We start from the raw sequence: 25,142 nt of genomic DNA on the forward strand, positions 1-25,142 counted from the left end.
CGGAAAATCTGGGCGTTCTGGGCCCAGTTGATCACGGTGCGTGGGCTCATCACGGTGGAGAGATCGCCGTTCATAAACGCCGTACGGGTCAGTTCGGCAACTGTCACCATCTGCGATACGGTTTTACGTCCGGCTTCGGTGTTGTAGACAGGGTTCTTCGCAACAACGATATTGGCTTCGGCGTCGTGAGACAGATAGTTCAGTGTCGCAACCAAGGACCAACGGTCCATCTGCGCTTGGTTGATCTGCTGTGTGCCGTGGTACAGGCCGGTTGTGTCGCCCAGACCAACAGTGTTCGCGGTCGCGAACAAGCGGAAGTTCGGGTTTGGTGTGATGATTTCGTTCTGATCAAGCAGCGTCAGTTTACCATCGGTTTCCAGAACACGCTGGATCACGAACATCACATCCGCACGGCCCGCATCATATTCGTCAAACACGATGGCAACATTGTTGCGCAGCGCCCATGGCAGAATGCCTTCGTGGAATTCCGTGACCTGTTTGCCGTCGACCAGTTTGATGGCGTCTTTACCGATCAGATCAATACGAGAGATGTGGCTGTCGAGGTTCACACGCACAGAGGGCCAGTTGAGACGCGCCGCAACTTGTTCGATGTGGGTCGATTTACCTGTGCCGTGATAGCCTTGGATCATCACGCGACGATTGTAAGCAAAACCCGCCAAAATGGCCAAGGTGGTGTCAGGGTCAAACTTATAGGTCGGATCGATTTCAGGGACTCGGTCGCCGCGTTCGGCAAAGCCTTTAACAACCATATCTGTATCAATGCCAAAAACTTCGCGTACGGAAATTTCTTCGGTGGGTTTTACATCAGCTGTCATAATCGTATCCGTCTCTGTGGTCATCGCCTGTCCCGCATCCGTCAGACCAGTTCGGTCCGACACGGGGGTGTCTCTGGCCATAAAGGCCTGTTTCCGTGTATTTTGCGCCTGTGCGCGTATCGCGTCGCCGCTTTGGTGCCTCAAAATCAGAGCATACGCAAGGGTTGCGACACACGATATTCGGATACATCACAAAATTGCAGATTGCAGGTCCGATTGCGTCTGCTTTCAGGTGCATTTGCGGCAGTTCTCGGGGTCAGGATCCGGGCACTTCCATTGTAACGTTGCGGCTGCCTTTGACATATTGAATGCTGCTGTTTCCGATTGCGGCAATTCGTCCGCCATCGATCCGGTCCCCGACTTCCACCCGTCTGTAACGGCCATTGCGAGTGCGCATCAGGGCGCGGCGGGTGTTGCCTGTCTTATACACGCCAACCAGAGAAAGCCTGTTCAGGCGAATTGCGTTGTTGATTGTGGCGTTGCGTGCAACCGATGCCCGTGTCGGAATTGTTGGGGCGGTGCTGCGGGCGGATGAATTTGATGCGCTCGCCGATGTGCTGCTGCCAGAAGATTGGCTGCGTGTCGTTCTTGTGCGGGCCTCCAATGCTGCGGTGACCGTTTCCTGAAAATTTGCAGGCCGGGCAGATGGCACCAAAGAAACCGCAACAGCATATTCAGTGGGTGTCGTGTCAACTTCGGGCGCGCTTTGGGCGGATTCAGGACGCAATACCGGGCGAATGGCCGCAAGTTCTGCTCTTGTCAGGCCACCATAGACATTGCGCTCATGTATCTCGGCCAGGTTTCCCGGACGTAGCACCGGGCGCAGTTCAGACAGATCCACGGTGTCTTCTGCAACGATTTCTTCCTGCGCTTCTGCGGCCTCGGGCGGACGTGGCGGTGTCAGGAAATCCGGACGCCCGGCAAACAGGCGTATACCATCAGGGGTGGTCGTGCCTTCTGGTGTCGGCACCACAAGGCCAAGAGAGTTGAGTGCAAACACTGTGCCGGCAGGGGCGGGTTCTGAAATATCTGGCAGGGACTGATTTGCAGAGGACGTATTCAACAAGGGCAGAGCCAGCGCATCCAGAGACAATAGGGCAGGGTCATGCGATGGGATATAGGCCCGGATAATAGATGAACTGCCTGCCGCTTCGCGGTTGGGGGCGGTTGGCGCAGAAGATGTGCCATCGTCATACTGCCCTACGTCCGGCGGCAAAAGCCAGATATCGGTACCGGCGTAAAACGCCTCGGCATCCTCTTGGCTTGGCAGGGGCTGTCGGACAGGCTCGGGGGAAGGGGGTGGGTTGGTGTCCTCCGGCGCGCTTACACCTGTATTGGCAATAGCCGCAGGATCTGGGCTTGTTTCTGGTTGGGACTGCCAGAGCGCAAAGCCAACGCCAAGCGCGACAGCGGCCACGCCAGATAACAGAATGGCAACAACGGGCTTTTTCTTTTCGTCAGCCGGGGCCAGCGTTTCGGACGCCGCAATCGGGGAGACTTCGATTGTCTCAGACCGTGAAACCTCTTCAGATGCCACATCGGACAGATCCTCCTGCGTCTCGGTCTTATCGATGGCCGGGGCCATGACGGGGACATCTTCAACTGTTTCCTTCAAGGATGGTGCTTCAGGCTGCGGAGCCTGGGCAGGGGACATCTCTGGTGCCCCATCTGAAACCTCTACGATCGGGGTTTCAGCCATTGGCTGCGCGGAAGGATCAACGTCTTTGAAAGGATCAACGCCTTTGACTGGCTTTTTAGAGGCGACAACAGGTATTTCCTTTGCCCCAACAGCAGTCAGAATATCTCGGGCTACAGATGTTTCCCCAAAAGATGGCTCGCCCATGAAAATGGCATCATTTTCCGGAGATGCACAGAAGGTCACCGGATTAAACTGATGTTCCGTTGCAAAGCTTTCAGCTTCGGTTAGCGTCTCACAGGCCACAGCAGCAATCTGCAGGCGTGTGCCCTGACGGACCCAATCAATTTTGAGATCATCCAATTCATACGGGGTGCGTCCTGCTAGGGCTGCCTCTGCGGTTTCGCGTTCCTGTGCATTATCAGCAATGTCACATTCGAGATAAAGAATCTCTGAATTTGGAATGATCAGTTTGCACAGTAGGGCTTCCGTTTCCTGGGCCAGCGCCAAATCGCGCATTTCACGCAACCTGTCCTCAAGTCCGGGATCATCCAAGCGGGCATCGCCCAAATTTTGCCAACCATCAGGAGAATGCCACAGTAGGCCAATGCCTTCATGGGTCAGATTAAGTGCAAATCCGGGTGTCATAGGGCGTCTTGTCCAATGGTCAGCAGAAATATCTGTCTCTGTCCTATCGCAGAAATCCGCCAGGTGAAAGGTAGGGCCAGGAAAATGCCAGGAAATAGGCGGTGGCATGCGTCATAAGTTTAGGAAAGCAGAATTGAAAGGAATTCAAATGCGATTTTTGACAGCGATGACAACGGCAATTTGTCTGATGGGCAACGTGGTTATGGCGGAGGGGGCCGCACTGCACAGCCGGGCAATCACTGTGCAGGGGTCCGGTCAAGTTGCCGTGACGCCGGATATGGCCGTGGTGACGATCGGTGTGGAAACCCGCGGGCCCAATGCAGCAAATGCGATGGCGGGTACATCTGAAAAGATGACCGCACTGATGGAAATCGCCGCCAATGCAGGTGTGGAACCCCGAGATACGCAAACCAGCCAGCTAAACCTGCGCACAGACTATGTTCATAGCAACAATGGCCAGCCGCCCCAAATCGCAGGATATATCGCGACCAATATGCTGACGATCCGTTTGCGGGATCTGGACAGCGCGCCACAAATTTTGGACCAACTGGTGTCTTCGGGGGCGAACCAGTTGCACGGGGTGCAGTTCAGCGTGCAGGATATGAAACCGCATCTGGACGAAGCCCGCCGGCTGGCGGTTGCGGATGCATTGGAAAAGGCAGCGCTTTATGCCTTGGCTGCAGGCGTAGAAACTGGTGACGTTCTGCGTATTTCCGAACCACAAAGCAGTGGTGGCGGTGCTTATCCGATGATGCGTATGGAAATGGCTGCCTCTGCCGGGGTCCCTATGGCCGCAGGTGAACAAGAGATCAGCGCACAGATCAATTTGGTGATTGAAATCGCTGATTAACGGAATACCCGACTAACAAAAATAAGGGCGCCTGTGTTTATGAACAGGCGCCCTTATTCGTTTATTCTTTAAAGCTGCGACTGGCCTTGATGGTATCCCAGGCCCAGACAACTTCTTGCAGGCGTTCTTCATCGGAACGATCCCCGCCGTTCAGATCTGGGTGCAGGATTTTGATCAGTTTCTTATAAGCCTTGCGAATTTCGGCCTTGGTCCAGTGATCTTTGGCCTCCAAAACTTCAACTGCGCGACGTTCGCTTGGGGGCAGCTTACGGGTGCTGCCGGTAATGGATTTGCCCGGGTTACGGGTGGCATTTTCACCCAGAACCTGATGGGGGTCATCCACGCCAAGGCGTTCCCATGCGCGCTGTTCATCTGATTTACGTATCGGTTTGGTCGGACGACCACCCACACGATCAGATTGGATCTGTTCGTCGATTTCTTCCTCGGTGGCTCCGTTAAAGAAGTTCCACTTCAGATTGAATTCTTTGACGTGATCTTTGCAGAACCACAGATACTCATCCAGGTGATCGGGAGAGCGTGGTGCACGATATTGGCCGCTTTCTTTGCAGCCTTCGTGTTCACACACCCGCTGAGACGTTTCAAACGCGCCAGACATGCCCCGTTTGCCACGTGGATTTTTCTTTTTTGCCGTGCTCACCGACATATCGAAGCCAAATGGATCGTCTTTTTTCATGGCCAGTATTCCTTCTTGCAGCGGTATTTCCTGTTGCCGCCGCCTTTCCGACTCGGACGAGAGAGTTTAGACCAAACTCAGCAGGATTGAAGGGGCTGAATGAAAAAATGATGGTAACTGATGAAATTCGTACAAAGCTTGAGGCGGCTTTTGCCCCAAAGAGCCTTGAAGTGGTCAATGAAAGCAACCTGCATCAGGGGCACGCCGGGGATGATGGCAGTGGGGAGAGTCATTTTCGTGTTGCGATCTCGGCTGCAGCATTTGAAGGCCAGACCCGCATTGCCCGTCATCGAGCCGTCCATAAGGCACTTGGCCCCGACCTGATCGGTCGTATCCATGCGCTGGCGTTGGATATCAGTGCTCCATAATGCAAATGACCCGGGGCTGTTCGCACCGGGTCATCGTTTTGACTGGGGATGCTGCAGGCAGCTATGAGGCCGCCCGAGGTTTTTCATCCACGCGGACGTCTTCTATTGCCTGATCTGCAACGTCTTCTACATCATCGATTGCATCGTCTGCAGTGATCTCTTCGCTTTCAGGGTGCTGGACAGGCGGGGCAACGCGGCGCAGGACTGGGGTGTCAGCGATTTCCACGGCAGCAGGCGTGTCTTCGGTCTGCGCGGTGTCGGTTTCACGACGAAACACCAGCATATTCATATATTGCGTGGATTTTTTGCCCATTGCGCTGCGGCTTTCGCAGGGCAATGTGTCGCTGCGCTGATATTCCCAGCCTTCAGTACCCATTTCATTCATGACTTCAGCCAGGGCAGCGGCGAATCGGGCTTCGGTGCCGCGGGCACCTTTAACCTTCTTGCCCTTCAGGGGCGCAGGGACGACTTTATATTCAAACGCAGACATTGGTTTCTCCGGCAGTGGCAAGCCAGCTGCAGCTATCACAGACCAGGGTGGGCTGTCTAAGGAAACTGATTATTTCGGATGCAGAGACCGCAGGTGTTGCGTCCAGACCGCATGATGGTGTTTGGAAAACTCGGGTTACTGACGCGACTTCGGAAATCAGTTGTGTGGGGAACTGAAAATCCGAAGTCGCAAAGACCGGACAGGGTCTTGTCAGTGGATAACAAACAAAAGGCGGCAGCACCCAAAAACACAGGCACAACTGCAATCTGATGATTTCACTCGTTAACGCAGTACTGGCAACACTCACCGCTACTGTGATTACAACAATGCCATGACGCTACGTCGAGTCGCATACCCCAATTGGGGTAAATCCTTCGAATTTGCTAAAATTGGTTAACTTTTTTGAGAACTTTATCCCAGTGGCTGTAGATCAACAGCTGGCCCGCGCCTTCGATCAGTTCATAGGTGACCCAAGGGTGGTTGTGAAAGAAGGGTTCGATGATTTCCATTGTCGCCTGCGCATCCATCGTACCATTGATGAAATGCACTGGAACTTGGTTTTCAAGCGCGCTGAATTCTGCATGCCATCCCTTAATTTCCTCGGAAATTGTACGGGTGAAGGCTTTATGGGCGGAATGGGTGTCGGACAGGCAGATTTGAATGCCTGTGGTCACAGCTTCCCAGATCTCGGGATCATTGAATTGATCAATGTCTGCCTGTGATTTGCCGTAAACATGTTTCAGAAACTTACGCTGGCCGTATTTGCGCGCCATAAGAAAACCGGCTTTGACAGTGAAGGTCAGCAGGTGTGGCGTATAACGGGCGCAGACCAGTAGAAAGCGCTGCCACAGATCCATGTGATCATATTCACTTGGTGAATCTGGTGGCGGGGTACCAGCAACGGCGATCAGCCCGGTCATCACACCGGGATAGTATTTTTCGATATGGGCTGCAAAGCGCACATCCGCACACAGCGACACAACTGTGCAGGTTTTCACATTTTCAGCTTTCAGGACATGCATAATGTCGTCGATCACACCTTTGGTGAAATCGCTTTTGGCGGGCAGGGGGGAACTGTCACCATATCCCGCGCGGATTGGGGTAATGATCTTGATGCCAGCTTTTCCTGCAGCCTGCTCGCCACTTCGGGGCCAGCGGGACATCCCGATTTCCACATGTAACAGCACAACAGGGCGTCCGTTGGGGTCGCCCCAGGTCAGATAATCCAGACGCCGCCCATCCGGGGCATAGGTTGTATGTAACTTCGCTGCGCCGCTGGGGGATGCGTTCTGGGAATATCCGCGGCTCCAGGCTTCGGTCGTTGCCGGGCCCGCGACCGCAAATCCTGTCATATCCATCATCGATAAGACAAGACGGATCAGTTCAACCTGTGAACGTGTTTCTGTCTTGGCGAGGATCGATTTGATCTGTGCCCGGATGGTGTCGACTGATCGACCACGTTGTTCGGCAATGTCTTTCACCGAACAGCATTCGATCAGCATACGCACGATATCGACTTCGGTCTGGGTGAAATTAAAAGCTTCCATCAGGATGCTGTCAAATTCAGGCGGCCAGGCCAGTTCAGATGTCGCAACGATCAGCGCCTGTGCACCATCGCGCAAAATGCGGTGACGGATGCGGAAAATGATGAAATGTCCGCAATCAACAGCGCGGACCCGGAACAAAGACATGGTTGGCCCCCGTTCCTGAAGCATATCACGCATTTGCCGAACCAGACTGGGCAGATCTTCTGCATCTACGGGCAGGGTGGTAACCGGTGCGCCTTCCGAGATCTGCAATGCTGCACGGGCACCGGCGTTCAGTGCTCCAACCGTCAGATCGCTTTCAACCAGAAATGCGGCGGCCATGTCAAAAGAATCAATCAATGCCATTCGTTCGCTGGGTGGTTCAAGCGTATTGGCATAGCGATCAAGAAAACGATCTGCGCGAGAGATATGTTCTTCCATCGCGCTGTCATTCAACAGGACCACGTCATGTTCATCTGCGGCATCGCGCAATGGATTGACCAATGCTTCCCATTGTTCAAGCATCTCTGCTGCGCGGCCGGGATCCATGGCCACTTCATACAGACGATCAATCAATTCGTTCCGGTGGCGTTCAGCCGTCGGATCGTTTTTCCAGGTGTTATTACTCACTATTTCCACACATCCGATAGTCATCGAAACGCGCGGTGACCTGTCCGTCACCGTGCTATGGTACTTTAGCAGTTTATATTGGATGGTAAAAGTATAATACTGAACTATTCAGTTTAGTTTTGAGTGGTGTTTCAAACAAAAAAAGCGCCGCAATTCATTGCGACGCTTTTTAATAAATCATCTTTTTACAGATAGTTACAGGCCAAGTTTGGCGCTGACCATCTGGTTGACGACCGCTGGGTTAGCTTTGCCTCCGGTGGCCTTCATGACCTGACCTACAAACCAGCCTGCCAGTTTCGGGTTGGCTTTGGCTTTCTCTACCTGGGCAGGATTCGCTGCAATGATTTCATCTACAGCCGTTTCAATCGCGCCAGTGTCGGTCACTTGCTTCATGCCACGGGCTTCTACGATCTCTGCCGGATCGCCGCCTTCGGTATAGACGATTTCAAACAGATCCTTAGCGATCTTGCCGGAAATATCACCTTTTTTGATCAGGGCAATAATACCGCCCAGCTGGGTCGGGTTCACCGGGCTGTCCTGGATGGTTTTATCGTCTTTCTTTAAGCGGCCAAACAATTCGTTGATCACCCAGTTCGCCGCCAGTTTACCGTCACCGGCTTTGGCGACTTCTTCGAAGAAATCGGCGTTTTCAACTTCGGCAGTCAACACGGACGCATCATAGTCAGACAGGCCGAAATCACCCATGAAACGGGATTTCTTATCGTCAGGCAGTTCTGGCAAGGTTGCCGCGATGTCATCTACCCAACCCTGTTCAATTTCCAAAGGCAGCAGATCAGGGCAGGGGAAATACCGGTAGTCATGTGCTTCTTCCTTGGAACGCATAGACCGGGTTTCGTTCTTGTCCGGATCATACAAACGTGTTTCCTGATCGATCTTGCCGCCATCTTCGATAATCGCAATCTGACGGTTTGCTTCGACCATGATCGCCGCTTGAATGAACCGCATAGAATTCATGTTTTTGATCTCACAGCGGGTGCCGAGATGACCAAAATCACCGGTTTCCATGAATTTCTCATACTGGCCGGGCTTACAGACAGAAACGTTCACGTCTGCGCGCATGTTGCCATTTTGCATGTTGCCATCACAGGTGCCAAGGTAACGCAGGATCTGGCGCAGTTTGCCAACAAATGCAGCGGCTTCTTCCGGGCTTCGGATATCTGGGCGCGACACGATTTCCATCAGGGCAACGCCCGTGCGGTTCAGGTCGACGAAAGACATGGTCGGGTCCATGTCGTGGATGGATTTACCGGCGTCCTGTTCCATGTGGATGCGTTCAATGCGCACGTTGCGCGCCACACCTTCTTCCAGTTCCACCAGAACTTCGCCTTCGCCCACAATCGGGTGATACAGCTGAGAAATCTGATAACCCTGCGGAAGATCCGGGTAGAAATAGTTCTTACGGTCAAAGGCGGAAAACAGGTTGATTTCAGCTTTCAAACCAAGGCCTGTACGCACCGCCTGTTCAATGCAGTATTCGTTGATCACAGGCAGCATGCCGGGCATGGCGGCGTCAACAAAAGCCACGTTGGAATTTGGTTCATTGCCGAATTTGGTAGACGCACCGGAAAACAGCTTTGCTTCGCTGCTTATTTGCGCGTGGATTTCCATCCCGATCACAAGTTCCCAATCGTCGCGCATGCCGCTGATGACTTTGGGTTTCGGGGCTGTATAGGTAAGATCAAGCATTCGGTCCGGGCCTCTTAATACGTTACGCTTCTTCTATGACAGCATTGTCTGGGGGGCAAGAGGTTGCGCAGAATGGGATGGGCGCGAATTGAGACTTGTGTGTTGTGAACGGGCAGGCGAGGTTGTGACAGCTGAAAAAGGGGGATTGTGATGCGCGGTCTGAAATATATGGCGGTTTGTCTGGTGCTTGCGGCCTGTGGTGGTGGCAATGATGATGCAGGTGAAGTCTCACGTATGGCGCCGGGGGAAATACCTGATCTGCGTTGGGGGCATCTGCCACAAGGCAGTGCCTGGACCAGTGCCACGCTAGACGCCATCAACAGCCACGGGCAGGCTCTGACACAATTGGTGCCGCGTGACACGGAAACATGGTGCCCGGGATATGAAGGGCAATCACGCGAAGGGCGCGCAGCCTTTTGGGCGGGGCTTTTATCCACATTGTCGAAACATGAAAGCACCTGGAACCCACGGGCTGTGGGGGGCGGCGGAAAATGGTTTGGTCTTGTCCAGATCGCACCTGCAACTGCGCGTGGATATGGCTGCGAGGCGCGCAGTGGCGAGGCCCTGAAAAACGGCGAGGCCAATCTGTCCTGTGCCATTCGTATCATTGCCCATACCGCAGTACGCGATGGGGTTGTGTCCGAAGGCTGGCGCGGTGTGGCGGCAGACTGGGGCCCGTTTCATTCCGAACGCAAACGCAACGATATGATCAGCTGGAGCCGCGCACAGCCGTATTGCCAGCAGTAACCTGCTCTGCAATCGATATTACCGGATCCGAAAGGCGCGTTTGACATCTTCAAGCGCGTCTTTTTGGCTTTCGCTTAAACCATTTCCGGCCGCCGCAATGTCGCCCAGAACTTGTACCAGTGGCTCGAAACTATCTGCACCGTTCAGTTTATATAGCTTGCGTGAAATACGGGCAACGGCCTGACTGGGCGTACCACATTCCGTAACAAACCAATGTCCGAGAACGGTCAGTTCACTTGCATCTTTTGTCGGCAGAGTTAGGGTTTTTGCCAGACTGTCTTCCAGCACGTTGCGCTGATCTGCCGTCGGCAGGTCATCAAGTTCAAGAAAAGCCACAGCTAGGGCACCGACTGCGACATCTGCATCTTCGATTGCCTCAACCGGATGAATATTGGCGCGACGCTTAAAACCAAAACGGCGCGCGGCCAAACGTACATCATTGGCGGCATTGACCAGATCCCCGGCTAGGTCAGCGGCATTGCGCGCGCGGTTCATCCAGAAGTAAGCCACCGCGGCAGCAGAAATTAGGGCAAGAATAATTGGCATTGGGAAATCCGGTTGTGACTGGTACTAACTACAATGAATATCGGATATTATCCCATTTTCTGCAATCGCAATGTTCGTTCGATTGACCTGATAATCTAGGGTCATGGCATCGTCCGGATGCAGGACACGTAGCCAGACGGAGGGCCCGAAACTCATACTCTCCAGAACCGTTTCCGGCTGACCAACCAATCCCTGTAATTCTCCCGCAGCACAGCGAAATTCTGTGCCACCTGGCAGAGGAGTGGATGTCTGACTGGTCTGGCAGGCTGTTAAAAGTGACAGACCTGCCCCTGCAGTTAAAACTAAGTAACGCACCGGGCTCTCACTAACTGGTATGGTTTTCACTCGTATAAGGTTGTTTAATCGATCGGTGCGATTCCTCTAAGGGGAGTTTGATGTAGAATTTCCCCCTAAGCGTGTGGCTTCAATCTCCGGCGGCCGCACAGATATATTGTCCTAACCATCCGAGTGCGTTGCTTACATATGGGCATTCGTTCAGTCGGCTGGTGGTCACTGTGATCCAGTCAGGGACCAAGGCGTGTGCTGTTAACTGATATCCGGGTCCGTTCCGGTGGATGACGCCAGGGTGTGGTTCCGTCGATGTTCCGGCTGAATAAGCGTGTGCTTCGCCAACGGATGCCCCTATCAGAGCGCTGATATCGTCCTCGCCCATCAGGCCATCGGTCATTGCCGACGTCACTTTCGTTGAGATTTCCACAAAGCTTTCCGGCGGAGATGAGCCCGTTAGAGAGAATACAGGCAGATAAAAATATGACAGAATAATTTCGTCATCGTGCTCAAGGAAGCTCGCGTAATAATTGCTGCCAGAGTATCGGAACGCATAGATGGTATCCCCGGCTAGATTGCCGCGCAGAGCTGCGACAGCGTCAGAAGAGATAAAAGCGCTCTCGGCATTTTGGGCGAAGTCTTCATCTATGGGAATGACCTGTTCATTCACCGCAATATTTGCATCGGCATAGGCCTTGCGAATGTCTGAAATAGTGGGTGCAGCCACGGCCAGGGACGGCGCAAGTGCTGTGATGAAAAGTAATATGCGAAACATCGAGCCACCATTTAATTTAGGAAAGTTGAGGTCGGCCCAAAGGCCGACCGGAAAAGGGATCAAGCCCCGAGAATACGTGTGACCATCTCGCCCAGATTACGGCTGAGGTCGGGCGTTGCATTGATGCGTTCCAGCGCCGCACGGGCTTTTGCCTGACGCGCTGCATCATAACGTTTCCAGGTTTCATAGCCGGTGGACATACGCGCAGAAATCTGGCCATTGACCGGGTCTAGTTTGATCAACCAGTCCGCCAGCAGGTCATACCCGGCCCCGTCAGCCCGGTGGAACCCGGCGTGATGCATCATCAAGGCTCCAAAGACTGCGCGGAAACGGTTGGGGTTTTTCCAGTTGAAATCATCATCCTGTGACAGGCGTTGTGCGGTTTCAACACAGGTTTGCGGGCTGGCATAACTGACCTGCAGGCCGAACCATTTGTCCATCACAAGACGATCATTTTGCCACTGTTTTCGGAAAGCTGCCAGTTCATCCTGGCCCTTTTCTACGGACAATAGGCAGGCAAGTGCGGACAGTTGTTCGGTCATATTTCCGGCTGAAGCATATGCATTTTCCGCCGATGCTCCGCCATCGATCTGAGACAGATATGACAGGGCAACACCATGCAAAGCGCGTTTGCCTGCGGGCTCTGCATCAGGCGAATAGGGGCCCGGCGTTGCCATTTCCGCCAGCAGGCGCGGCCAGATATCTTGCAGATGCTGGGCCACGGCCTGTTTCAGGGTCTGAAGGGCACGCCAGATTTTATCGGGGTCTGGCGTGATGTCTCGGGCGGCAAGGGTGCTTGCAATATTGTCCTGTCCGGGGAGGGCCAGCGCCAAGGCACGGAAGGCCGGATCAAGGGAATGATCGCGTGCGACGGCGGCCAGACCATCCAGCAGGCCCTGATCCGGCGTGCCGCCCTGTGTCATGTTGATCAACACTTCGCGCGTCAAGGCGTGACCCGCTTCCCATTTGTTGAACGGATCGGTGTCATGGGCCAGCATGAATGCTTGTTCTGTGGCAGATGTTTCGCGTTCCAGCACCACTGGGGCTGAAAACCCGCGCAGGATGGATGGCACAGGTTTAGCGTTAAGGCCTTCAAAAGAATAGCTTTGCGCCGCTTCCGTCATTTCAAGGATCTGCGTTGGTACGACTTCGTCACCATTCGGGTTCAGTAGACCCACAGCAATCGGGATCACGCGTGCGGGTTTTTCATCCTGTCCCGGTGTTGGGGCGGTTTCCTGGGTGAAATTCAGTGTGTAAGTGCCGTTTTCGAAGTTGTCCGTCACCTTCAGATGCGGCGTGCCTGCATCCGTGTACCAGTGTTTGAATTGCGTTAGGTCGCGGCCGGTGGCATCTTCGAAAACCTGCAGCCAGTCTTCAATCGTGGCCGCATCGCCATCATGACGCGCAAAGTAAAGATCCAGCGCCTTTTTATAGCCGTCATCCCCGACCAGATGCTTCAGCATGTTGATCACCTCTGCGCCTTTTTCATAGACGGTGACGGTGTAAAAGTTATTGATTTCAACGAATTGATCCGGGCGCGGGGGATGTGCCAGGGGGCCTGAATCTTCGCGAAATTGGCGGCTGCGCAGGGTGACAACATCGTTAATGCGCTTCACCGCATGGCCGCGCATGTCACCGGTGAATTGCTGGTCGCGAAAGACGGTCAGGCCTTCCTTCAAGCACAGCTGAAACCAGTCGCGGCAGGTGATGCGGTTGCCGGTCCAATTGTGGAAATATTCATGGGCGATGATCGCTTCGATGCGTTCAAAGTTACTGTCGGTTGAGGTCTCAGGGCTGGCGAGAACCACGGCAGAATTGAAGATGTTCAGCCCTTTGTTTTCCATCGCACCCATGTTGAAATCATCCACGGCAACGATGTTGAAAATGTCGAGATCATATTCACGACCATAGGTTTCTTCATCCCAAGTCATTGATTTCTTAAGGGCTTCCATTCCAAAGGCACATTTCCCCTCATCGCCGGGACGCACCCAGAGGTTCAGTTCCACATCGCGCCCGGACATGGTTGTGAAGCTGCCGGGGAAGTTACGCAGATCACCGGCGACCAAGGCAAAAAGATAGGCGGGTTTGGGCCATGGATCGTGCCATTCGGCCCAGCCATCACCGCTGTCCACAGGGTTGCCGTTCGACAAGAGAACAGGGCTATCCCCTTCAATTCGAACGGTAAACTTTGACATCACATCCGGGCGATCCGGGTAGAAGGTGATATTGCGGAAACCTTCGGCTTCGCACTGTGTGCAATACATGCCGTTTGACATATAAAGCCCCTCAAGTGCGGTGTTGCCTTGTGGGTCAATCTCTACCTCACATTCCCAGGTGAAAGCCGCATCCGGCACGTCACATCGCAGCCCACCCTTGATGATTTCCGGTGTCACATCTGCCCCATCCACTTTGGCCCATTGAAGATTAAGCCCTTCTCCATGCAGGAAAAAATCACGTGACGGGCTGTCAGGGTTGGGCGCAAACCGAATGCGAGAGATCACGCGGGTTGTCGTTGGGGCCAGCTTAAATGTCAGATGCACATCTTCCACGATAAAGCCAAACGGCGTGTAATCTGAAAGGTAAATGGTGTCCTGAATGGTCATGATGTGCTCCTGCAAGGTTGCGGAATTTGTAGCGCATCCATGGGGCAGGGCAAGGGGGGAATATCGGGATGCACAACCCATGCACATCCTATGCATACATTATGCATACATGCAGAGGATCAATCCCCTTGGTAGACAGCGTATATTCCGGGGCGCGCAACCCAGAGAACTGCACGCCCTGAGTTTCTTATATGAAGACCTGAACCATTCCGGCATGGACACGGGTGTCAAAGGTCATCATTTTTCGGGTGGCCGGGGCACAGACGGCTTTGCCATCCCGCACATCAAATGCACCCTGATGCAGGGGGCATTCGATGATGTGGCCGTCAAAATAGCCGTCACACAGATCCGCGCCTGCGTGGTTGCAAAGTGCCAGTGAGGCGTAGAGGCCCGTTGGTGTGTCGTAGATCGCCAGCTGCCGCTGTCCGAGTTGTACGCGTGTCACCCAGTTCTTCTCAAGCTCAGTCTCTGGAAGGACGTCATTCCATTCCTTTATTCGTGTGCTCATTCCGGTGTCTCCTTGTGAAAGGCCGGGCCGTTCTTTGTGTGCAATTGCCGCATGATGTCGATATGGGCGCCGATATAGCCGTTCTTTTCGACGTGGATGTGGTTCTTTAGTTTTTCATGCAATCGGGGCAATGCGTGGAAGGGCACCGAAGAAACATAATGATGTTCAGCGTGGTAGTTCATGTTCCAACACAAAAAACGCCATGGAAGCGATACAATGTTGGTGCGGGTGTTGTCGCTCATTTGTTTCACCTGCGGTCGCCCGACATGTTCTGTCATTCTTATAAAGCGCATGACCGGTTCGCCCAAAATAAGGGGCACAAACCAATACCAGACAAGCCCCCACCAGCCCGTGATTGCCATGGCCAGAAAGATGGTCAGATACCCAACCATCATGATACGCGCTTCCCAGAAAATTGTTTTTTGCTCAGACTTGGGAATAAAGCGGAGTTCATCCGCGCTTAATTGGCCCATGAAGTGGCGGAATAGTTCTGTGAATTTTGTTTTCCAGTAGGGGACAGCGGTGAGGTAGAATAAATAGCTGGTCCAGCTTGCGGGCATCGGAACCAGTTCGGGGTCTTCGCCGTGTAGTTGGGTATAGGTGTGGTGATCGCAGTGTTCGTAACGGAAATGCCGGTTCGGCAGCATGATGATGAAACCGCATATATTGCCTGCAAGGTCATTCATCCAGCGTGTTCTGAAGACAGTGTAATGCACGCATTCATGCTGCAAAGAGAAATGATGCACCAAGATTACGCCCTGAAGGAACATTGCGGGCCAGATCCAGAATGAATTCCATGTCAGCGTGATCAAATATGTTGTGACGGCCAGTAAGACGCCCCAGACTAACAGCCTGCCTAGAGCTGGCCAATTTGATCTGATCATAAATGATTTCAGTTCGTTACGCGTCAGTATTCCCTCTTCTAACGCTTGTGTAAGCGGGGTTATGATGGGTTGTGTCATGTTGGTCTCATTGAATTGTCGACGGAGTTTTTCAAAACAATCTGCGTCGACGCCGGAGGCGAGAGTGCTCCGCACCATGATCGCCGCGTTCAGTCTCAGCGTCATTAATCACATTCTATTAACGCCTGTGTGATTCTTGCAAGCTTGGGTTTTGGTGGGCTGTTTGCCGAGGTATGGCAGCGGCTTTTATCGCAGGGGCAGGGGTAATCATTACGATATTATCAAATCCGTCAGGAAAGCTTTTCGCTGCGTTATTGGTAAAGTGATCTGACCAATGGATTGTCTCGCGCAGGAAACTTTCGTATCTATTCGGGGAATTGTGAAATCCTGAGGAAACATCATGTCTGCATATATCGAGAAATCCGGTCTGAAGGTCGACAACCAGGTTGTAGAATTTATCGAAGGCAATGCGCTGCCCGGTACTGGTGTGGCGGCGGATGATTTCTGGGCGGGCATGTCAGACCTGGTCAATGGCTTTGGCGATGAAAACCGTGCCCTTCTGGCGAAACGGGCGGAAATTCAGGGGCAGATTGATGCCTGGTATAAAGAAACAGGCGATGCGGCGCTGGACCCTGCCGCCCAGGAAGCGTTCCTGCGTGAGATTGGGTATCTGGTGCCCGAGGGCGAAGATTTCGCGATTGAAACTGCCAATACCGACCCTGAGATTGCGAAGGTCGCAGGTGCGCAGCTTGTGGTGCCGGTGATGAATGCGCGCTATGCGCTGAATGCTGCGAATGCCCGTTGGGGCAGCCTGTATGATGCGCTGTATGGCACCGATGCGCTGGGCGATTTGCCTGCGGGCAAGGGCTATGATGCGGAACGTGGCGGGCGTGTGATTGCATGGGGCAAAGCGTTTCTGGATGACGCTGTGCCACTGGCGGGCGGGTCCTGGGCGGATGTATCTGAAATCAAAGCAGGTGCGGATCTGACCCCAGCGCTGAAAGATGGCGCGGGCTATGCGGGTTATATTGGCGCGGCGGATGCGCCTTCTGCGATTGTTCTGAAAAACAATGGCTTGCACATCATCCTTGATATTGATGCTTCCACCCCTGTGGGTGCTGCTGACCCGGCTGGCATTTCTGACATCCGCATGGAAAGCGCCATGTCTGCGATCATGGATTGTGAGGATTCCGTCGCTGCCGTAGATGCGGAAGACAAGGTTCTGGCCTGGGGCAACTGGCTTGGCCTGATGCGCGGTGATCTGACGGAAGAGATCAAAAAGGGTGACAAAGTGTTCACCCGTGCTCTGAACCCTGATCTTGAGATCACAACACCTGGTGGCGCGACAGAGGTTCTGAAAGGCCGCGCGCTTTTGCTGGTGCGCAATGTGGGCCATCTGATGACCAACCCGGCGGTTCTTGACAGTGAAGGTCGTGAGGCGGGCGAGGGTTTTCTTGACGCGATGGTGACGGTTCTTGGGTCCATGCATGATCTGGCGCGCGATGGCGGGAATTCGGTTCATGGATCTGTTTATGTGGTGAAGCCAAAGATGCACGGGCCGGAAGAAGTCGCCTTTACCGACCGGATTTTCACCCATGTGGAAAAGGTCCTGGGCCTGCCACAGAACACCGTAAAGATTGGCATCATGGATGAGGAACGCCGCACATCCGCCAACCTGAAAGAATGTATCCGTGCCGCAAAATCGCGGGTTGCTTTCATCAATACTGGCTTCCTGGATCGCACCGGCGATGAGATCCACACGGCGATGGAAGCGGGCCCAATGATCCGCAAGGGTGACATGAAGGCCAGCCCTTGGATTGCGTCTTATGAAGATCGCAACGTAGATATTGGTCTGGCCTGTGGCCTGTCTGGCAAGGCGCAAATCGGCAAAGGCATGTGGGCGATGCCGGACCGGATGAAAGAGATGCTGGATGTGAAAATCGGCCATCCGAAATCCGGCGCGAACTGTGCCTGGGTGCCATCCCCAACCGCTGCGACTTTGCATGCGACGCATTACCATAAGGTTGATGTCTTTGCGCTTCAGGCCGACCTGATCAAGGGCGGGGCACGTGGCACGCTCTCTGATCTGCTCAGCGTGCCTGTGGCCCGTGGTCAGAACTGGTCGCCTGAAGACATCCGCGAAGAGATTGAAAACAACGCCCAGGGCATCCTTGGTTATGTTGTGCGTTGGGTGGATGCCGGTGTTGGATGTTCGAAAGTGCCTGATATCCACGATGTTGGCTTGATGGAAGACCGCGCAACCTGCCGGATTTCGTCGCAAGCCATGGCGAATTGGCTGCACCATGGTGTCATCACAAAAGATGAAGCCATGGCGGCAATGCGCAAGATGGCGGCGATTGTGGACGCACAGAATGCTGATGATCCGTCGTATAAGCCAATGGCACTTGGTTATGATACGGTCGCTTTCAAAGCAGCCTGTGATCTGGTGTTCAAGGGGCGCGTGCAGCCATCCGGATATACGGAACCTGTGTTGCATGCCCGTCGCCTTGAAGCGAAAGCAGAAGGATAAGACATGACTGAAATTACAATGGATCAGGCGCAGACAATGATGAAAGTCGCGCTGGAAAAGGGCCGCGAGATGGGGCTGAAGCCTTTGTCTGTAGTGGTGTTGGACGCAGGTGGTCACGTGAAAGCGTTTCTGCGCGAAGATGGCGCAGCCCCTGGTCGTTTCCCCATCGCCCACGGCAAGGCCTATGGCGCGGTAATGCTGGGCATGGCGGGTACTGCGCAAATGGCGCGCGCCGAACAGCAGGCCTATTTCATGGCGGCGGTGAATGGCGTTTACGGTGGTCAGGTTGTGCCTGTGCCCGGTGGCGTTTTGGTGCGTGATGCGGATGGCGCTGTGATCGGCGCGGTTGGCCTGACCGGCGACACATCCGACAATGACGCAATTGCGGCCAAGGCCGGGATCGAGGCTGCAGGCCTGATTGCCGAGATCTGATCGCCTGAGGTTGAACTGTAAAATGCGCACAGGTTCCGTCGCGGACTTGTGCGTTTTTGCGTTGTGAAACCTCTCGACCTGCTCTGACGCACAGGTTAGATTGGCAGGCAAGTCAATTGCCCCAGGAGAGAGAACTTGCGCCCGGTCATCGGTATTATTTCCAACTTTTATGAGCTGAACGATCAATACCCGGTCTATGCCGCAGGTACGATGAACACCGAAGCGATTGCGCGTGTGTCCGGCTGTATCCCTTTGATTGTACCGGCAATTCCCGATTACGCCAGTGTCGAAGATCTGATGGCGCATTTTGATGGGTTTGTGCTGACGGGGGGTCGTCCGAACGTGCATCCCGAAGAATACGGTCATGAAGAAACCGAAGCGCACGGTGAATTTGACCGCAACCGCGATCGACTGGTGCTGCCCCTTGTGCGCGCCTGCGTTGAGGCGGGCCAGCCGGTGATGGGGATCTGTCGCGGTTTTCAGGAAGTGAACGTCGCTATGGGCGGCACTTTGCACCCGGAAATTCGTGAACTCGAAGGCCGTGACAACCACCGTATGCCGCCCGATGGCACATTGGCTGAAAAGTTTGAACTGCGCCACGATGTCGAAGTGTCCGAAAACGGGCCATTCCATAAAATGTTTGGCGCGCAACGGGTTCTGACCAATACACTGCACGGCCAAGGTATCTGCCAAGCAGGCCCGCGCGTGGTGATCGACGGCCGGGCAGATGACGGAACACCAGAAGCCATTTACATCGAAGATGCCCCCGGTTTCACCATGTCCGTGCAGTGGCACCCGGAATGGAACACGGAAAACGATCCGGTCTCAAAACCGCTGTTCGAGGCCTTTGGCGATGCCGCACGGGCGTTTAAGGCGGGGCGGGGCTGATCTCTGAAATCTTCCAGGCTGACATATCACCGTAAATTTCCGCGCACACCGGTCAGTGGTTGGGCTGGGGCGCGGTTCTGGGCGTGGAAAACGGTGCATTCTGACAGTAGTCAGCCCATGCGCCCGATTCATGCCGCGCATCCGTTTTTGGCGCAACGACGCTTGTGGTGTCGGCTGGAGGTGCATTTCAACGGTGTGGATCTGTGTTTCGCGATGCCCTCCGAACTGGATCACTTTCTGGGCGTTATGGAACAAAACCCTTTGCCGTCCGGCCATCGATTGCACCCGGGATCCCGGCTTGGCAGACCGATGCGTCACTGGCTTGCAAAATTGCCCGCCAAATCAAAGCCAACGCGTTTTCGAAAATCCCTGTGTGGATTTTTACGTACGGATAGGAAGGTGCAGGAGTTTCGGGATTTCTACCTATCTGAACCGGTCCGTTTTGATTTTCCTGATGTATATGACAGCTTTCAGACCGCGCAACGGGCGACATTTTCTCGATGACTATTCACTTTCCCCAAATACTCCGGGGGAGACAGCGTAGCTGGCGGGGGCTGGCCCCAAAGTCGCGCGAAGCGCGCCGGGCCCAACGGGTTTCGCCCGAAGGGCGTAAACTTGGCGGGAGCATCCCCCCCGCCAGGTGCAATGTTAGAATTTGAAATCAAACGTCTTATTTAGCGGCACTTCACGCGCGCGGGTGCCGGAGAGGTCAAACAAGGCGTTCGCCAGCGCCGGTGCAATCGGTGGTGTGCCCGGTTCGCCCGCGCCGCCAAGGTGTTTCTGCGCTTCCAAAATCGCGACTTCTACCTCGGGCATAGTGTGCATGCGTGTCGCGTCATAATCGGGGAAATTGAACTGTTCGACTTCGCCCTCAGAAAACGTGATTTCGCCGTGGATCGCGGCAGACAGACCATAAACCATGCCGCCAAACATCTGTGCTTCGATGATTGAGGGATCCAAGGCCGTGCCCATGTCACAGGCAATCCAGACTTTATTCACATGGATACTGCCGTCTTGTTCAACCACTTCGACAACCTGGGCGACAGGTGTGCCAAAGCTGTAAGCAAAGCCCACGCCGCGCCCGACACCTTTCGGTGTGGAGCCGGTCCAGCCGGACATCTCGCGCACTTTCTCAAGACAGGCGGCACCTTCCGGGAATTCTTCACGCATATGTTGCAGGCGGAACTCCAGCGGATCAACACCGGCCGCATGAGCCATTTCATCCATGAATGAATCTTGGAAGAACGCGTTGAACGAGGCCGCAACAGACCGCCATGCGCCCACGGGCACATCCACATCCGCATGATAGCCACGCACACGGTGGTTCTCGATCGCGTAAGGTGCATTAAATAGCGCATCTACATGGCCTTTGTCTGCACTCCCGGCCTCAAAATCCATCCAACGCTTCATGATCTGCACAGTCGTGGACTGACCGGATACCTGCGCATCCAGAAGCACTGCGCGCCCGTCCTGCACCGCGCCCTTCATACGGGCCAGCGCGCCGGGGCGGTAGAAATCGTGGCGCATATCTTCTTCGCGCGACCAGGTCAGCATCACAGGCGTGCCCTGCATCTGTACCCCAAGGCGCGCGGCATAGGCGGTGTAATCGAAATCACCGCGACGACCAAAACCACCGCCCAAATAGGGCGTATGCAGGGTGACCTTGTCTTCTTCCAGCCCGGCCTCGGCAGCGGCTTTCTGGCGGTGCAGCATCGGGCCTTGATTGCCAGACCAGACTTCCATTGCATCCCCTGTGTACAGAACCGTTGCGTTCAGGGGTTCCATCGCGGCGTGGGCAAGGTAGGGGACCTTGTAGCTTGCTTCAAGCGCAGTACTGCCTGAAGGCGCGCCCGCCGCAGCGTCACCGTCATCGCGCAGTGTCGAGTTTGCTTCGGTGTCGAAACCGGCTTCGATGCGTTCAAAAATCTGGTCGGTTTCATTGGGGTAATTTGCCTCTTCCCATGTAATCTCTACGGTTTCAGCCGCTTGCATGGCCAGCCAAGTGTTGCTGGCAACAACCGCAATCGCGTCGCCAAGGTCATGAACGCTGTCCACACCGGGCATGGTTTCGGCCGTGCTGGCATCAAAGCGCACCATGCCGGATCGTTTCGGATTGGCACGCAGGGCGGCAAATTTGAGGCCTTCGGGACGCACGTCCATGCCATATTGCGCAGTGCCGGTGACTTTCCCGACCATATCCACGCGGGGCATGTTCTTGCCGATGTATTTCCATTCAGATGCCGGACGCAGGTCAGGTTCAGACAGATCCATCTGACCAGCCTCTGCCGCCAGTTCTGTATAAGCCAGCATTGTGCCATCCGGCGCAATCACCTGACCGTTTTCGGTTTTCAACTGGGTTTTTGCAACGCCAAGGCGCACACTTGCGGCCTCTTTCAAGGCTTCACGCGCGGATGCACCTGCCAGACGCATTTCGGTGAAACCGTCTTTCATAGCGCTGGAACCACCGGTCACTTGCATGTTCAGCACTTTGCCCAGCACACCAAGGGTTTCACCCAGCGCATGAGCGAAGTTGCCCCGGTCATAGCCTTTGCCAGGCACCAGTTCACCGAGCAAAGCACTGTTGTAATAAGCCTGCGCAGGCTGTCCCTGAAGCACGTTCACGTCTTCGAGACGCACATCCAGTTCTTCCGCAATCAGTGCGGCAAGCGTGGTGCGTGATCCCTGGCCCATTTCCACATGTTTTGCGATCAGTGTGACACCGTTTTGGTCGATCAGCACAAAGGGATTAAAAGCCGCGCCCCCTTCCGGGGATTTTAGCGGGTTTTCCGCTGGGCGGCTGACATACCAAGCCCCAAAGGCCGCACCACCGACAATGGCGGCGGAGCCGATCAGGAAGCTGCGGCGGGCGATTTTCTTAAAGCTGGCCATGGGTTATGCTCCCATCTTGCTGGCGGCGTCATGAATGGCGGTGCGGATACGGGGGTAGGTGCCACAGCGGCAGAGATTGCCCTGCATGGCGTCATCTATATCTTGGTCCGTCGGGTTTGGATTTTGCGACAAAAGATCAGCGGCCTGCATAATCTGACCGGACTGACACCAGCCGCATTGCGCCACCTGATGATCGACCCAGGCCTGCTGCAAGATGGCCATATCGTCGGGGGTGCCAAGGCCTTCGATCGTCGTGACATCCCCCCAGACATCCCCCAGCGCGACCTGACAGGAACGCTGGGCTTCGCCATCGATATGTACGGTGCAGGCACCACAGGCGGAGACCCCACAGCCGAATTTGGTGCCGGTCATGTTAAATTCGTCACGCAGCACCCAAAGAAGGGGCACATCTTCGGGCAGATCGGTTTCCAGCTGCTTGCCGTTTACAGTCAGTCGGGTGGCCATGGCTTCCTCCGGTATAGGTTTCTGACATTATTGCCGCAATGTGTCAGTGTGTCAATTGACATTTTTTGTTAAAACTGTCAGATGAAGAATATGATAGCAGATACATTGCATAATCCCCGTATAGATACGCCTGATCCGAAGGTTTCCGGTATTCTTGAAGCGGCTTTTACCTGTTTCATGAATTACGGGGTGCAACGCACGGCCATGGCGGATATCGCGAAGGCGGCTGGCATGTCCCGGCCTGCGCTTTATCTGCATTTCCCCAATAAGGATGCGATCCTTGAAGGTCTGATTTCCGGTTATTTTGCAAAAGCTGCCGAAGATATGGAAGTGGCTTTGCGCCAAGGTGGAACCCCCGCGCAATCTCTGCTTGCGGCTATGCTGGCGAAAGATGGGGATGTGATGGAAAAGATGATGCTGACACCACATGGACCGGAACTTTTGGATCTGAAACAAACCGTTGCCCGGGATGTTGTGGCGGCTGGCGAAGCGCAGATCAGATCTGTTTTCGCGACCTGGATCAGCGAAGGTGTCGCCGCGGGCACCCTGACCCTTGCCCGCAGCCCAGGCACATCTGAGGGTCTGGCCCATACATTGCTGCTTGCGTTGCTTGGATTGAAGGCCGGGTTTACGACTGTTGAAACCTACCGTGAGGGGCAGCGTGTGTTGGCGGAAAGCTTTGGCGCAATGATCGCGATCTGAAGACGTGGGGGCCAGCCCCCACACCCCCGGAGTATTTTCGGAAGGTGAATGGGGTTGATTTTTCCTCAACCCCAATTTGTTTTTGGGCTTTCTACAGGTCCGTGCGCAGATGCCAGAGTTCCGGAAAAATCTCTACATCCAGCATTTTGCGCAAATATGTCGTGCCAGATGTACCGCCGGTGCCGCGTTTAAACCCGATGATGCGTTCCACTGTGGTGACGTGGTTGAAACGCCAACGGCGGAAATAGTCTTCGAAATCAACCAGTTTTTCGGCCAGTTCATACAGTTCCCAGTATTTTTGCGGGTCTTTGTAAACAATGGTCCAGGCCTCTTTTACCGCATCAGATGGCTGATACATCTGAGACAAGTCGCGCTCAAGAACCTGGTGCGGGACAGCTATGTCAGAATCGGCGAGGGCCTGGAGTGCGATATCATAAAGGGAGGGCATCTTAAGTTCCGCCTGCAATGTGCTTACATATTCTTCGCGGTGTTCATGGGGTTTCAGCATGGCAGGGTTGCGATTGCCAACCATGAATTCGATCAAACGATATTGCCAGGATTGAAAGCCGGAACTTTGCCCAAGGGTTTCGCGAAATGTCGTGTAATCACTGGGTGTCATTGTGCGCAACACATCCCAGGCGTTGTTCAGTTGTTCAAAGATGCGGGCAACACGGGACAACATTTTGAAGGCCGGGCGGGTTTCGCCATTGAGAAGCAGTTCGCGGGCGGCGCGTAACTCGTGAATGGCGAGACGCATCCAAAGTTCTGACGTCTGATGCTGGATGATGAACAGCATTTCGTCATGGGCATCAGATATTGGGTTCTGCGCGTTTAAGATCGGATCCAGAGACAGGTAGTCGGAATAGGACATCCGCCCGTCAAAACGCATCTGCGCGCCGTCATCTTCGGGATTAAAGGGGCATTTTACATCGGTCATTTGGGGGCCTCATAGGGCAAGCGACATGCGGAACCGTTCAATTTCTACGCCGTCGCGGGTAATGGTTTCCGGGGTGACAACCTGCCAGCCATTTTTTTCAAAAAACGGTCGGGCAAGATGGCTGGCCTCGGTGGTGAGCTGGGTTAAACCAGCCCCGCGCGCCCATTCAAGCAAGAGATCATAGAGAGCTTGCGCCAGGCCGCGACCCATCCAGCCGGGCCGCACAAAGGCACGATCAAGGTGGCCGTTTCGCTCCATCGCGAAAAAGCCTTCAAGGCGGCCCGATCCGTCAGGATTTTCAGCCACAAAGGCAACCATATCAAGCATCTTATCCGGGGTCTCAGGGCGGAAACCATCATCCGGTGCCCAAACCGCGCGCTGCGCTGGTGTATAGGCGCGTGCGGCACCCCGGTGCACAGCGTCATAAAACACGTCGAAACCCGCGCGGCGGTCACTGTCGCGATATGGGCGCAGGATGAGGTCACTTAGGTCACACGGCTTTTTATTTTGTATTCCGGCTTGTCCCATAGGTCGTTCTCCATCAC

General features: G+C 54.5%; 24 protein-coding genes. 8 read left to right on the forward strand and 16 right to left on the reverse strand.

Annotation, left to right across the window (positions count from 1 at the left end):
- The coding region (locus ACPGUT_RS12215) for an AAA family ATPase (RefSeq protein ID WP_423991814.1) at positions 1 to 836 on the reverse strand (836 nt) is incomplete at its 3' end.
- 256 nt (positions 837 to 1,092) lie between these two features.
- Positions 1,093 to 3,120, reverse strand: a complete 2,028-nt coding sequence (locus ACPGUT_RS12220; RefSeq protein ID WP_423991768.1) for a hypothetical protein — start codon at positions 3,118 to 3,120, stop codon at positions 1,093 to 1,095.
- A 148-nt stretch (positions 3,121 to 3,268) separates the two neighbouring features.
- Here ACPGUT_RS12220 and ACPGUT_RS12225 point away from each other — a divergent pair, with 148 nt between their 5' ends.
- Positions 3,269 to 3,970, forward strand: a complete 702-nt coding sequence (locus ACPGUT_RS12225; protein WP_423991770.1) for an SIMPL domain-containing protein — start codon at positions 3,269 to 3,271, stop codon at positions 3,968 to 3,970.
- Positions 3,971 to 4,031: 61 nt separating this feature from the next.
- On the opposite strand, the gene ACPGUT_RS12230 is transcribed toward ACPGUT_RS12225, so the two are convergent.
- The gene (locus tag ACPGUT_RS12230; RefSeq protein WP_423991772.1) at positions 4,032 to 4,664 is read right to left on the reverse strand and encodes a J domain-containing protein; all 633 of its coding nucleotides are present in this window, start codon (positions 4,662 to 4,664) and stop codon (positions 4,032 to 4,034) included.
- A 107-nt stretch (positions 4,665 to 4,771) separates the two neighbouring features.
- Here ACPGUT_RS12230 and ACPGUT_RS12235 point away from each other — a divergent pair, with 107 nt between their 5' ends.
- The gene (locus ACPGUT_RS12235; protein ID WP_423991774.1) at positions 4,772 to 5,032 is read left to right on the forward strand and encodes a BolA family protein; all 261 of its coding nucleotides are present in this window, start codon (positions 4,772 to 4,774) and stop codon (positions 5,030 to 5,032) included.
- Between the two features lie 61 nt (positions 5,033 to 5,093).
- Here ACPGUT_RS12235 and ACPGUT_RS12240 read toward each other — a convergent pair whose 3' ends face one another.
- The 3 genes from ACPGUT_RS12240 to gatB all read right to left on the reverse strand — a co-directional run bounded on the left by ACPGUT_RS12240 (position 5,094) and on the right by gatB (position 9,385).
- Positions 5,094 to 5,522 (reverse strand): DUF4177 domain-containing protein, encoded by a 429-nt coding sequence (locus ACPGUT_RS12240; RefSeq protein WP_423991776.1) that lies wholly within the window; start codon positions 5,520 to 5,522, stop codon positions 5,094 to 5,096.
- 383 nt (positions 5,523 to 5,905) lie between these two features.
- Positions 5,906 to 7,678, reverse strand: a complete 1,773-nt coding sequence (locus tag ACPGUT_RS12245; RefSeq protein ID WP_423991778.1) for a LuxR C-terminal-related transcriptional regulator — start codon at positions 7,676 to 7,678, stop codon at positions 5,906 to 5,908.
- A 195-nt stretch (positions 7,679 to 7,873) separates the two neighbouring features.
- The gene (gatB, locus tag ACPGUT_RS12250; RefSeq protein WP_423991780.1) at positions 7,874 to 9,385 is read right to left on the reverse strand and encodes an Asp-tRNA(Asn)/Glu-tRNA(Gln) amidotransferase subunit GatB; all 1,512 of its coding nucleotides are present in this window, start codon (positions 9,383 to 9,385) and stop codon (positions 7,874 to 7,876) included.
- A gap of 150 nt (positions 9,386 to 9,535) precedes the next feature.
- Here gatB and ACPGUT_RS12255 point away from each other — a divergent pair, with 150 nt between their 5' ends.
- Positions 9,536 to 10,132 carry a transglycosylase SLT domain-containing protein gene (locus tag ACPGUT_RS12255; RefSeq protein WP_423991782.1) on the forward strand — a complete coding sequence of 199 codons (597 nt, stop codon included), beginning with the start codon at positions 9,536 to 9,538 and terminating at the stop codon, positions 10,130 to 10,132.
- A gap of 18 nt (positions 10,133 to 10,150) precedes the next feature.
- Here the strand turns inward: ACPGUT_RS12255 and ACPGUT_RS12260 are convergent, their stop codons facing one another.
- From ACPGUT_RS12260 to ACPGUT_RS12285, 6 genes are all read right to left on the reverse strand, one after another.
- Positions 10,151 to 10,678: a hypothetical protein gene (locus tag ACPGUT_RS12260; protein ID WP_423991784.1), complete on the reverse strand. Its 528-nt coding sequence runs from the start codon at positions 10,676 to 10,678 to the stop codon at positions 10,151 to 10,153.
- A 24-nt stretch (positions 10,679 to 10,702) separates the two neighbouring features.
- Entirely contained in the window at positions 10,703 to 11,023 is a 321-nt protein-coding gene (locus ACPGUT_RS12265) for an I78 family peptidase inhibitor (protein WP_423991786.1), read from the reverse strand.
- Positions 11,024 to 11,102: 79 nt separating this feature from the next.
- Complete coding sequence (locus ACPGUT_RS12270; RefSeq protein ID WP_423991788.1) at positions 11,103 to 11,741, reverse strand: hypothetical protein; 639 nt, start codon at positions 11,739 to 11,741, stop codon at positions 11,103 to 11,105.
- A 59-nt stretch (positions 11,742 to 11,800) separates the two neighbouring features.
- Positions 11,801 to 14,344: an aminopeptidase N gene (gene pepN, locus ACPGUT_RS12275; protein ID WP_423991790.1), complete on the reverse strand. Its 2,544-nt coding sequence runs from the start codon at positions 14,342 to 14,344 to the stop codon at positions 11,801 to 11,803.
- Positions 14,345 to 14,531: 187 nt separating this feature from the next.
- Positions 14,532 to 14,852: a non-heme iron oxygenase ferredoxin subunit gene (locus ACPGUT_RS12280; protein ID WP_423991792.1), complete on the reverse strand. Its 321-nt coding sequence runs from the start codon at positions 14,850 to 14,852 to the stop codon at positions 14,532 to 14,534.
- Complete coding sequence (locus ACPGUT_RS12285) at positions 14,849 to 15,919, reverse strand: fatty acid desaturase family protein (protein ID WP_423991794.1); 1,071 nt, start codon at positions 15,917 to 15,919, stop codon at positions 14,849 to 14,851. The genes ACPGUT_RS12280 and ACPGUT_RS12285 overlap by 4 nt, the downstream gene beginning before the upstream one ends.
- Positions 15,920 to 16,154: 235 nt before the next feature.
- On the opposite strand from ACPGUT_RS12285, the gene ACPGUT_RS12290 reads away from it, so the two are divergent.
- From ACPGUT_RS12290 to ACPGUT_RS12305, 4 genes are all read left to right on the forward strand, one after another.
- Entirely contained in the window at positions 16,155 to 18,284 is a 2,130-nt protein-coding gene (locus ACPGUT_RS12290; protein ID WP_423991796.1) for a malate synthase G, read from the forward strand.
- A gap of 3 nt (positions 18,285 to 18,287) precedes the next feature.
- Positions 18,288 to 18,716 (forward strand): GlcG/HbpS family heme-binding protein, encoded by a 429-nt coding sequence (locus ACPGUT_RS12295; RefSeq protein ID WP_423991798.1) that lies wholly within the window; start codon positions 18,288 to 18,290, stop codon positions 18,714 to 18,716.
- 135 nt (positions 18,717 to 18,851) lie between these two features.
- Positions 18,852 to 19,604, forward strand: coding sequence for a gamma-glutamyl-gamma-aminobutyrate hydrolase family protein (locus ACPGUT_RS12300; protein ID WP_423991800.1), 753 nt, complete (start codon positions 18,852 to 18,854; stop codon positions 19,602 to 19,604).
- 117 nt (positions 19,605 to 19,721) lie between these two features.
- Positions 19,722 to 20,108, forward strand: coding sequence for a hypothetical protein (locus ACPGUT_RS12305; RefSeq protein ID WP_423991802.1), 387 nt, complete (start codon positions 19,722 to 19,724; stop codon positions 20,106 to 20,108).
- A gap of 144 nt (positions 20,109 to 20,252) precedes the next feature.
- On the opposite strand, the gene ACPGUT_RS12310 is transcribed toward ACPGUT_RS12305, so the two are convergent.
- Positions 20,253 to 22,493: a molybdopterin cofactor-binding domain-containing protein gene (locus ACPGUT_RS12310; protein WP_423991804.1), complete on the reverse strand. Its 2,241-nt coding sequence runs from the start codon at positions 22,491 to 22,493 to the stop codon at positions 20,253 to 20,255.
- A gap of 3 nt (positions 22,494 to 22,496) precedes the next feature.
- Positions 22,497 to 22,958, reverse strand: coding sequence for a (2Fe-2S)-binding protein (locus ACPGUT_RS12315; protein ID WP_423991806.1), 462 nt, complete (start codon positions 22,956 to 22,958; stop codon positions 22,497 to 22,499).
- Positions 22,959 to 23,048: 90 nt separating this feature from the next.
- Here ACPGUT_RS12315 and ACPGUT_RS12320 point away from each other — a divergent pair, with 90 nt between their 5' ends.
- On the forward strand, positions 23,049 to 23,660 hold the full coding sequence (locus ACPGUT_RS12320) for a TetR/AcrR family transcriptional regulator (protein WP_423991808.1): 612 nt from the start codon (positions 23,049 to 23,051) through the stop codon (positions 23,658 to 23,660).
- Positions 23,661 to 23,751: 91 nt separating this feature from the next.
- Here the strand turns inward: ACPGUT_RS12320 and kynA are convergent, their stop codons facing one another.
- Both kynA and ACPGUT_RS12330 read right to left on the reverse strand, forming a co-directional pair.
- The gene (kynA, locus tag ACPGUT_RS12325) at positions 23,752 to 24,597 is read right to left on the reverse strand and encodes a tryptophan 2,3-dioxygenase (protein WP_423991810.1); all 846 of its coding nucleotides are present in this window, start codon (positions 24,595 to 24,597) and stop codon (positions 23,752 to 23,754) included.
- Positions 24,598 to 24,606: 9 nt separating this feature from the next.
- Positions 24,607 to 25,142, reverse strand: a 536-nt coding sequence (locus ACPGUT_RS12330; RefSeq protein WP_423991812.1) for a GNAT family N-acetyltransferase, incomplete at its 5' end; no start/stop codon positions are given.

The sequence above is a fragment of the Halocynthiibacter sp. genome, from assembly GCF_049608145.1.
Classification (GTDB): Bacteria; Pseudomonadota; Alphaproteobacteria; order Rhodobacterales; family Rhodobacteraceae; genus Halocynthiibacter.

Bases quoted from the DNA above. Each gene is read 5' to 3' on its own strand.
- ACPGUT_RS12220 (WP_423991768.1), bottom strand. From the start codon at position 3,120: ATGACACCCGGATTTGCACTTAATCTGACCCATGAAGGCATTGGCCTA.
- ACPGUT_RS12225 (WP_423991770.1), top strand. From the start codon at position 3,269: ATGCGATTTTTGACAGCGATGACAACGGCAATTTGTCTGATGGGCAAC.
- ACPGUT_RS12230 (WP_423991772.1), bottom strand. From the start codon at position 4,664: ATGAAAAAAGACGATCCATTTGGCTTCGATATGTCGGTGAGCACGGCA.
- ACPGUT_RS12235 (WP_423991774.1), top strand. From the start codon at position 4,772: ATGATGGTAACTGATGAAATTCGTACAAAGCTTGAGGCGGCTTTTGCC.
- ACPGUT_RS12240 (WP_423991776.1), bottom strand. From the start codon at position 5,522: ATGTCTGCGTTTGAATATAAAGTCGTCCCTGCGCCCCTGAAGGGCAAG.
- gatB (WP_423991780.1), bottom strand. From the start codon at position 9,385: ATGCTTGATCTTACCTATACAGCCCCGAAACCCAAAGTCATCAGCGGC.
- ACPGUT_RS12255 (WP_423991782.1), top strand. From the start codon at position 9,536: ATGCGCGGTCTGAAATATATGGCGGTTTGTCTGGTGCTTGCGGCCTGT.
- ACPGUT_RS12260 (WP_423991784.1), bottom strand. From the start codon at position 10,678: ATGCCAATTATTCTTGCCCTAATTTCTGCTGCCGCGGTGGCTTACTTC.
- ACPGUT_RS12270 (WP_423991788.1), bottom strand. From the start codon at position 11,741: ATGTTTCGCATATTACTTTTCATCACAGCACTTGCGCCGTCCCTGGCC.
- pepN (WP_423991790.1), bottom strand. From the start codon at position 14,344: ATGACCATTCAGGACACCATTTACCTTTCAGATTACACGCCGTTTGGC.
- ACPGUT_RS12280 (WP_423991792.1), bottom strand. From the start codon at position 14,852: ATGAGCACACGAATAAAGGAATGGAATGACGTCCTTCCAGAGACTGAG.
- ACPGUT_RS12285 (WP_423991794.1), bottom strand. From the start codon at position 15,919: ATGACGCTGAGACTGAACGCGGCGATCATGGTGCGGAGCACTCTCGCC.
- ACPGUT_RS12290 (WP_423991796.1), top strand. From the start codon at position 16,155: ATGTCTGCATATATCGAGAAATCCGGTCTGAAGGTCGACAACCAGGTT.
- ACPGUT_RS12295 (WP_423991798.1), top strand. From the start codon at position 18,288: ATGACTGAAATTACAATGGATCAGGCGCAGACAATGATGAAAGTCGCG.
- ACPGUT_RS12305 (WP_423991802.1), top strand. From the start codon at position 19,722: ATGCGCCCGATTCATGCCGCGCATCCGTTTTTGGCGCAACGACGCTTG.
- ACPGUT_RS12310 (WP_423991804.1), bottom strand. From the start codon at position 22,493: ATGGCCAGCTTTAAGAAAATCGCCCGCCGCAGCTTCCTGATCGGCTCC.
- ACPGUT_RS12315 (WP_423991806.1), bottom strand. From the start codon at position 22,958: ATGGCCACCCGACTGACTGTAAACGGCAAGCAGCTGGAAACCGATCTG.
- ACPGUT_RS12320 (WP_423991808.1), top strand. From the start codon at position 23,049: ATGATAGCAGATACATTGCATAATCCCCGTATAGATACGCCTGATCCG.
- kynA (WP_423991810.1), bottom strand. From the start codon at position 24,597: ATGACCGATGTAAAATGCCCCTTTAATCCCGAAGATGACGGCGCGCAG.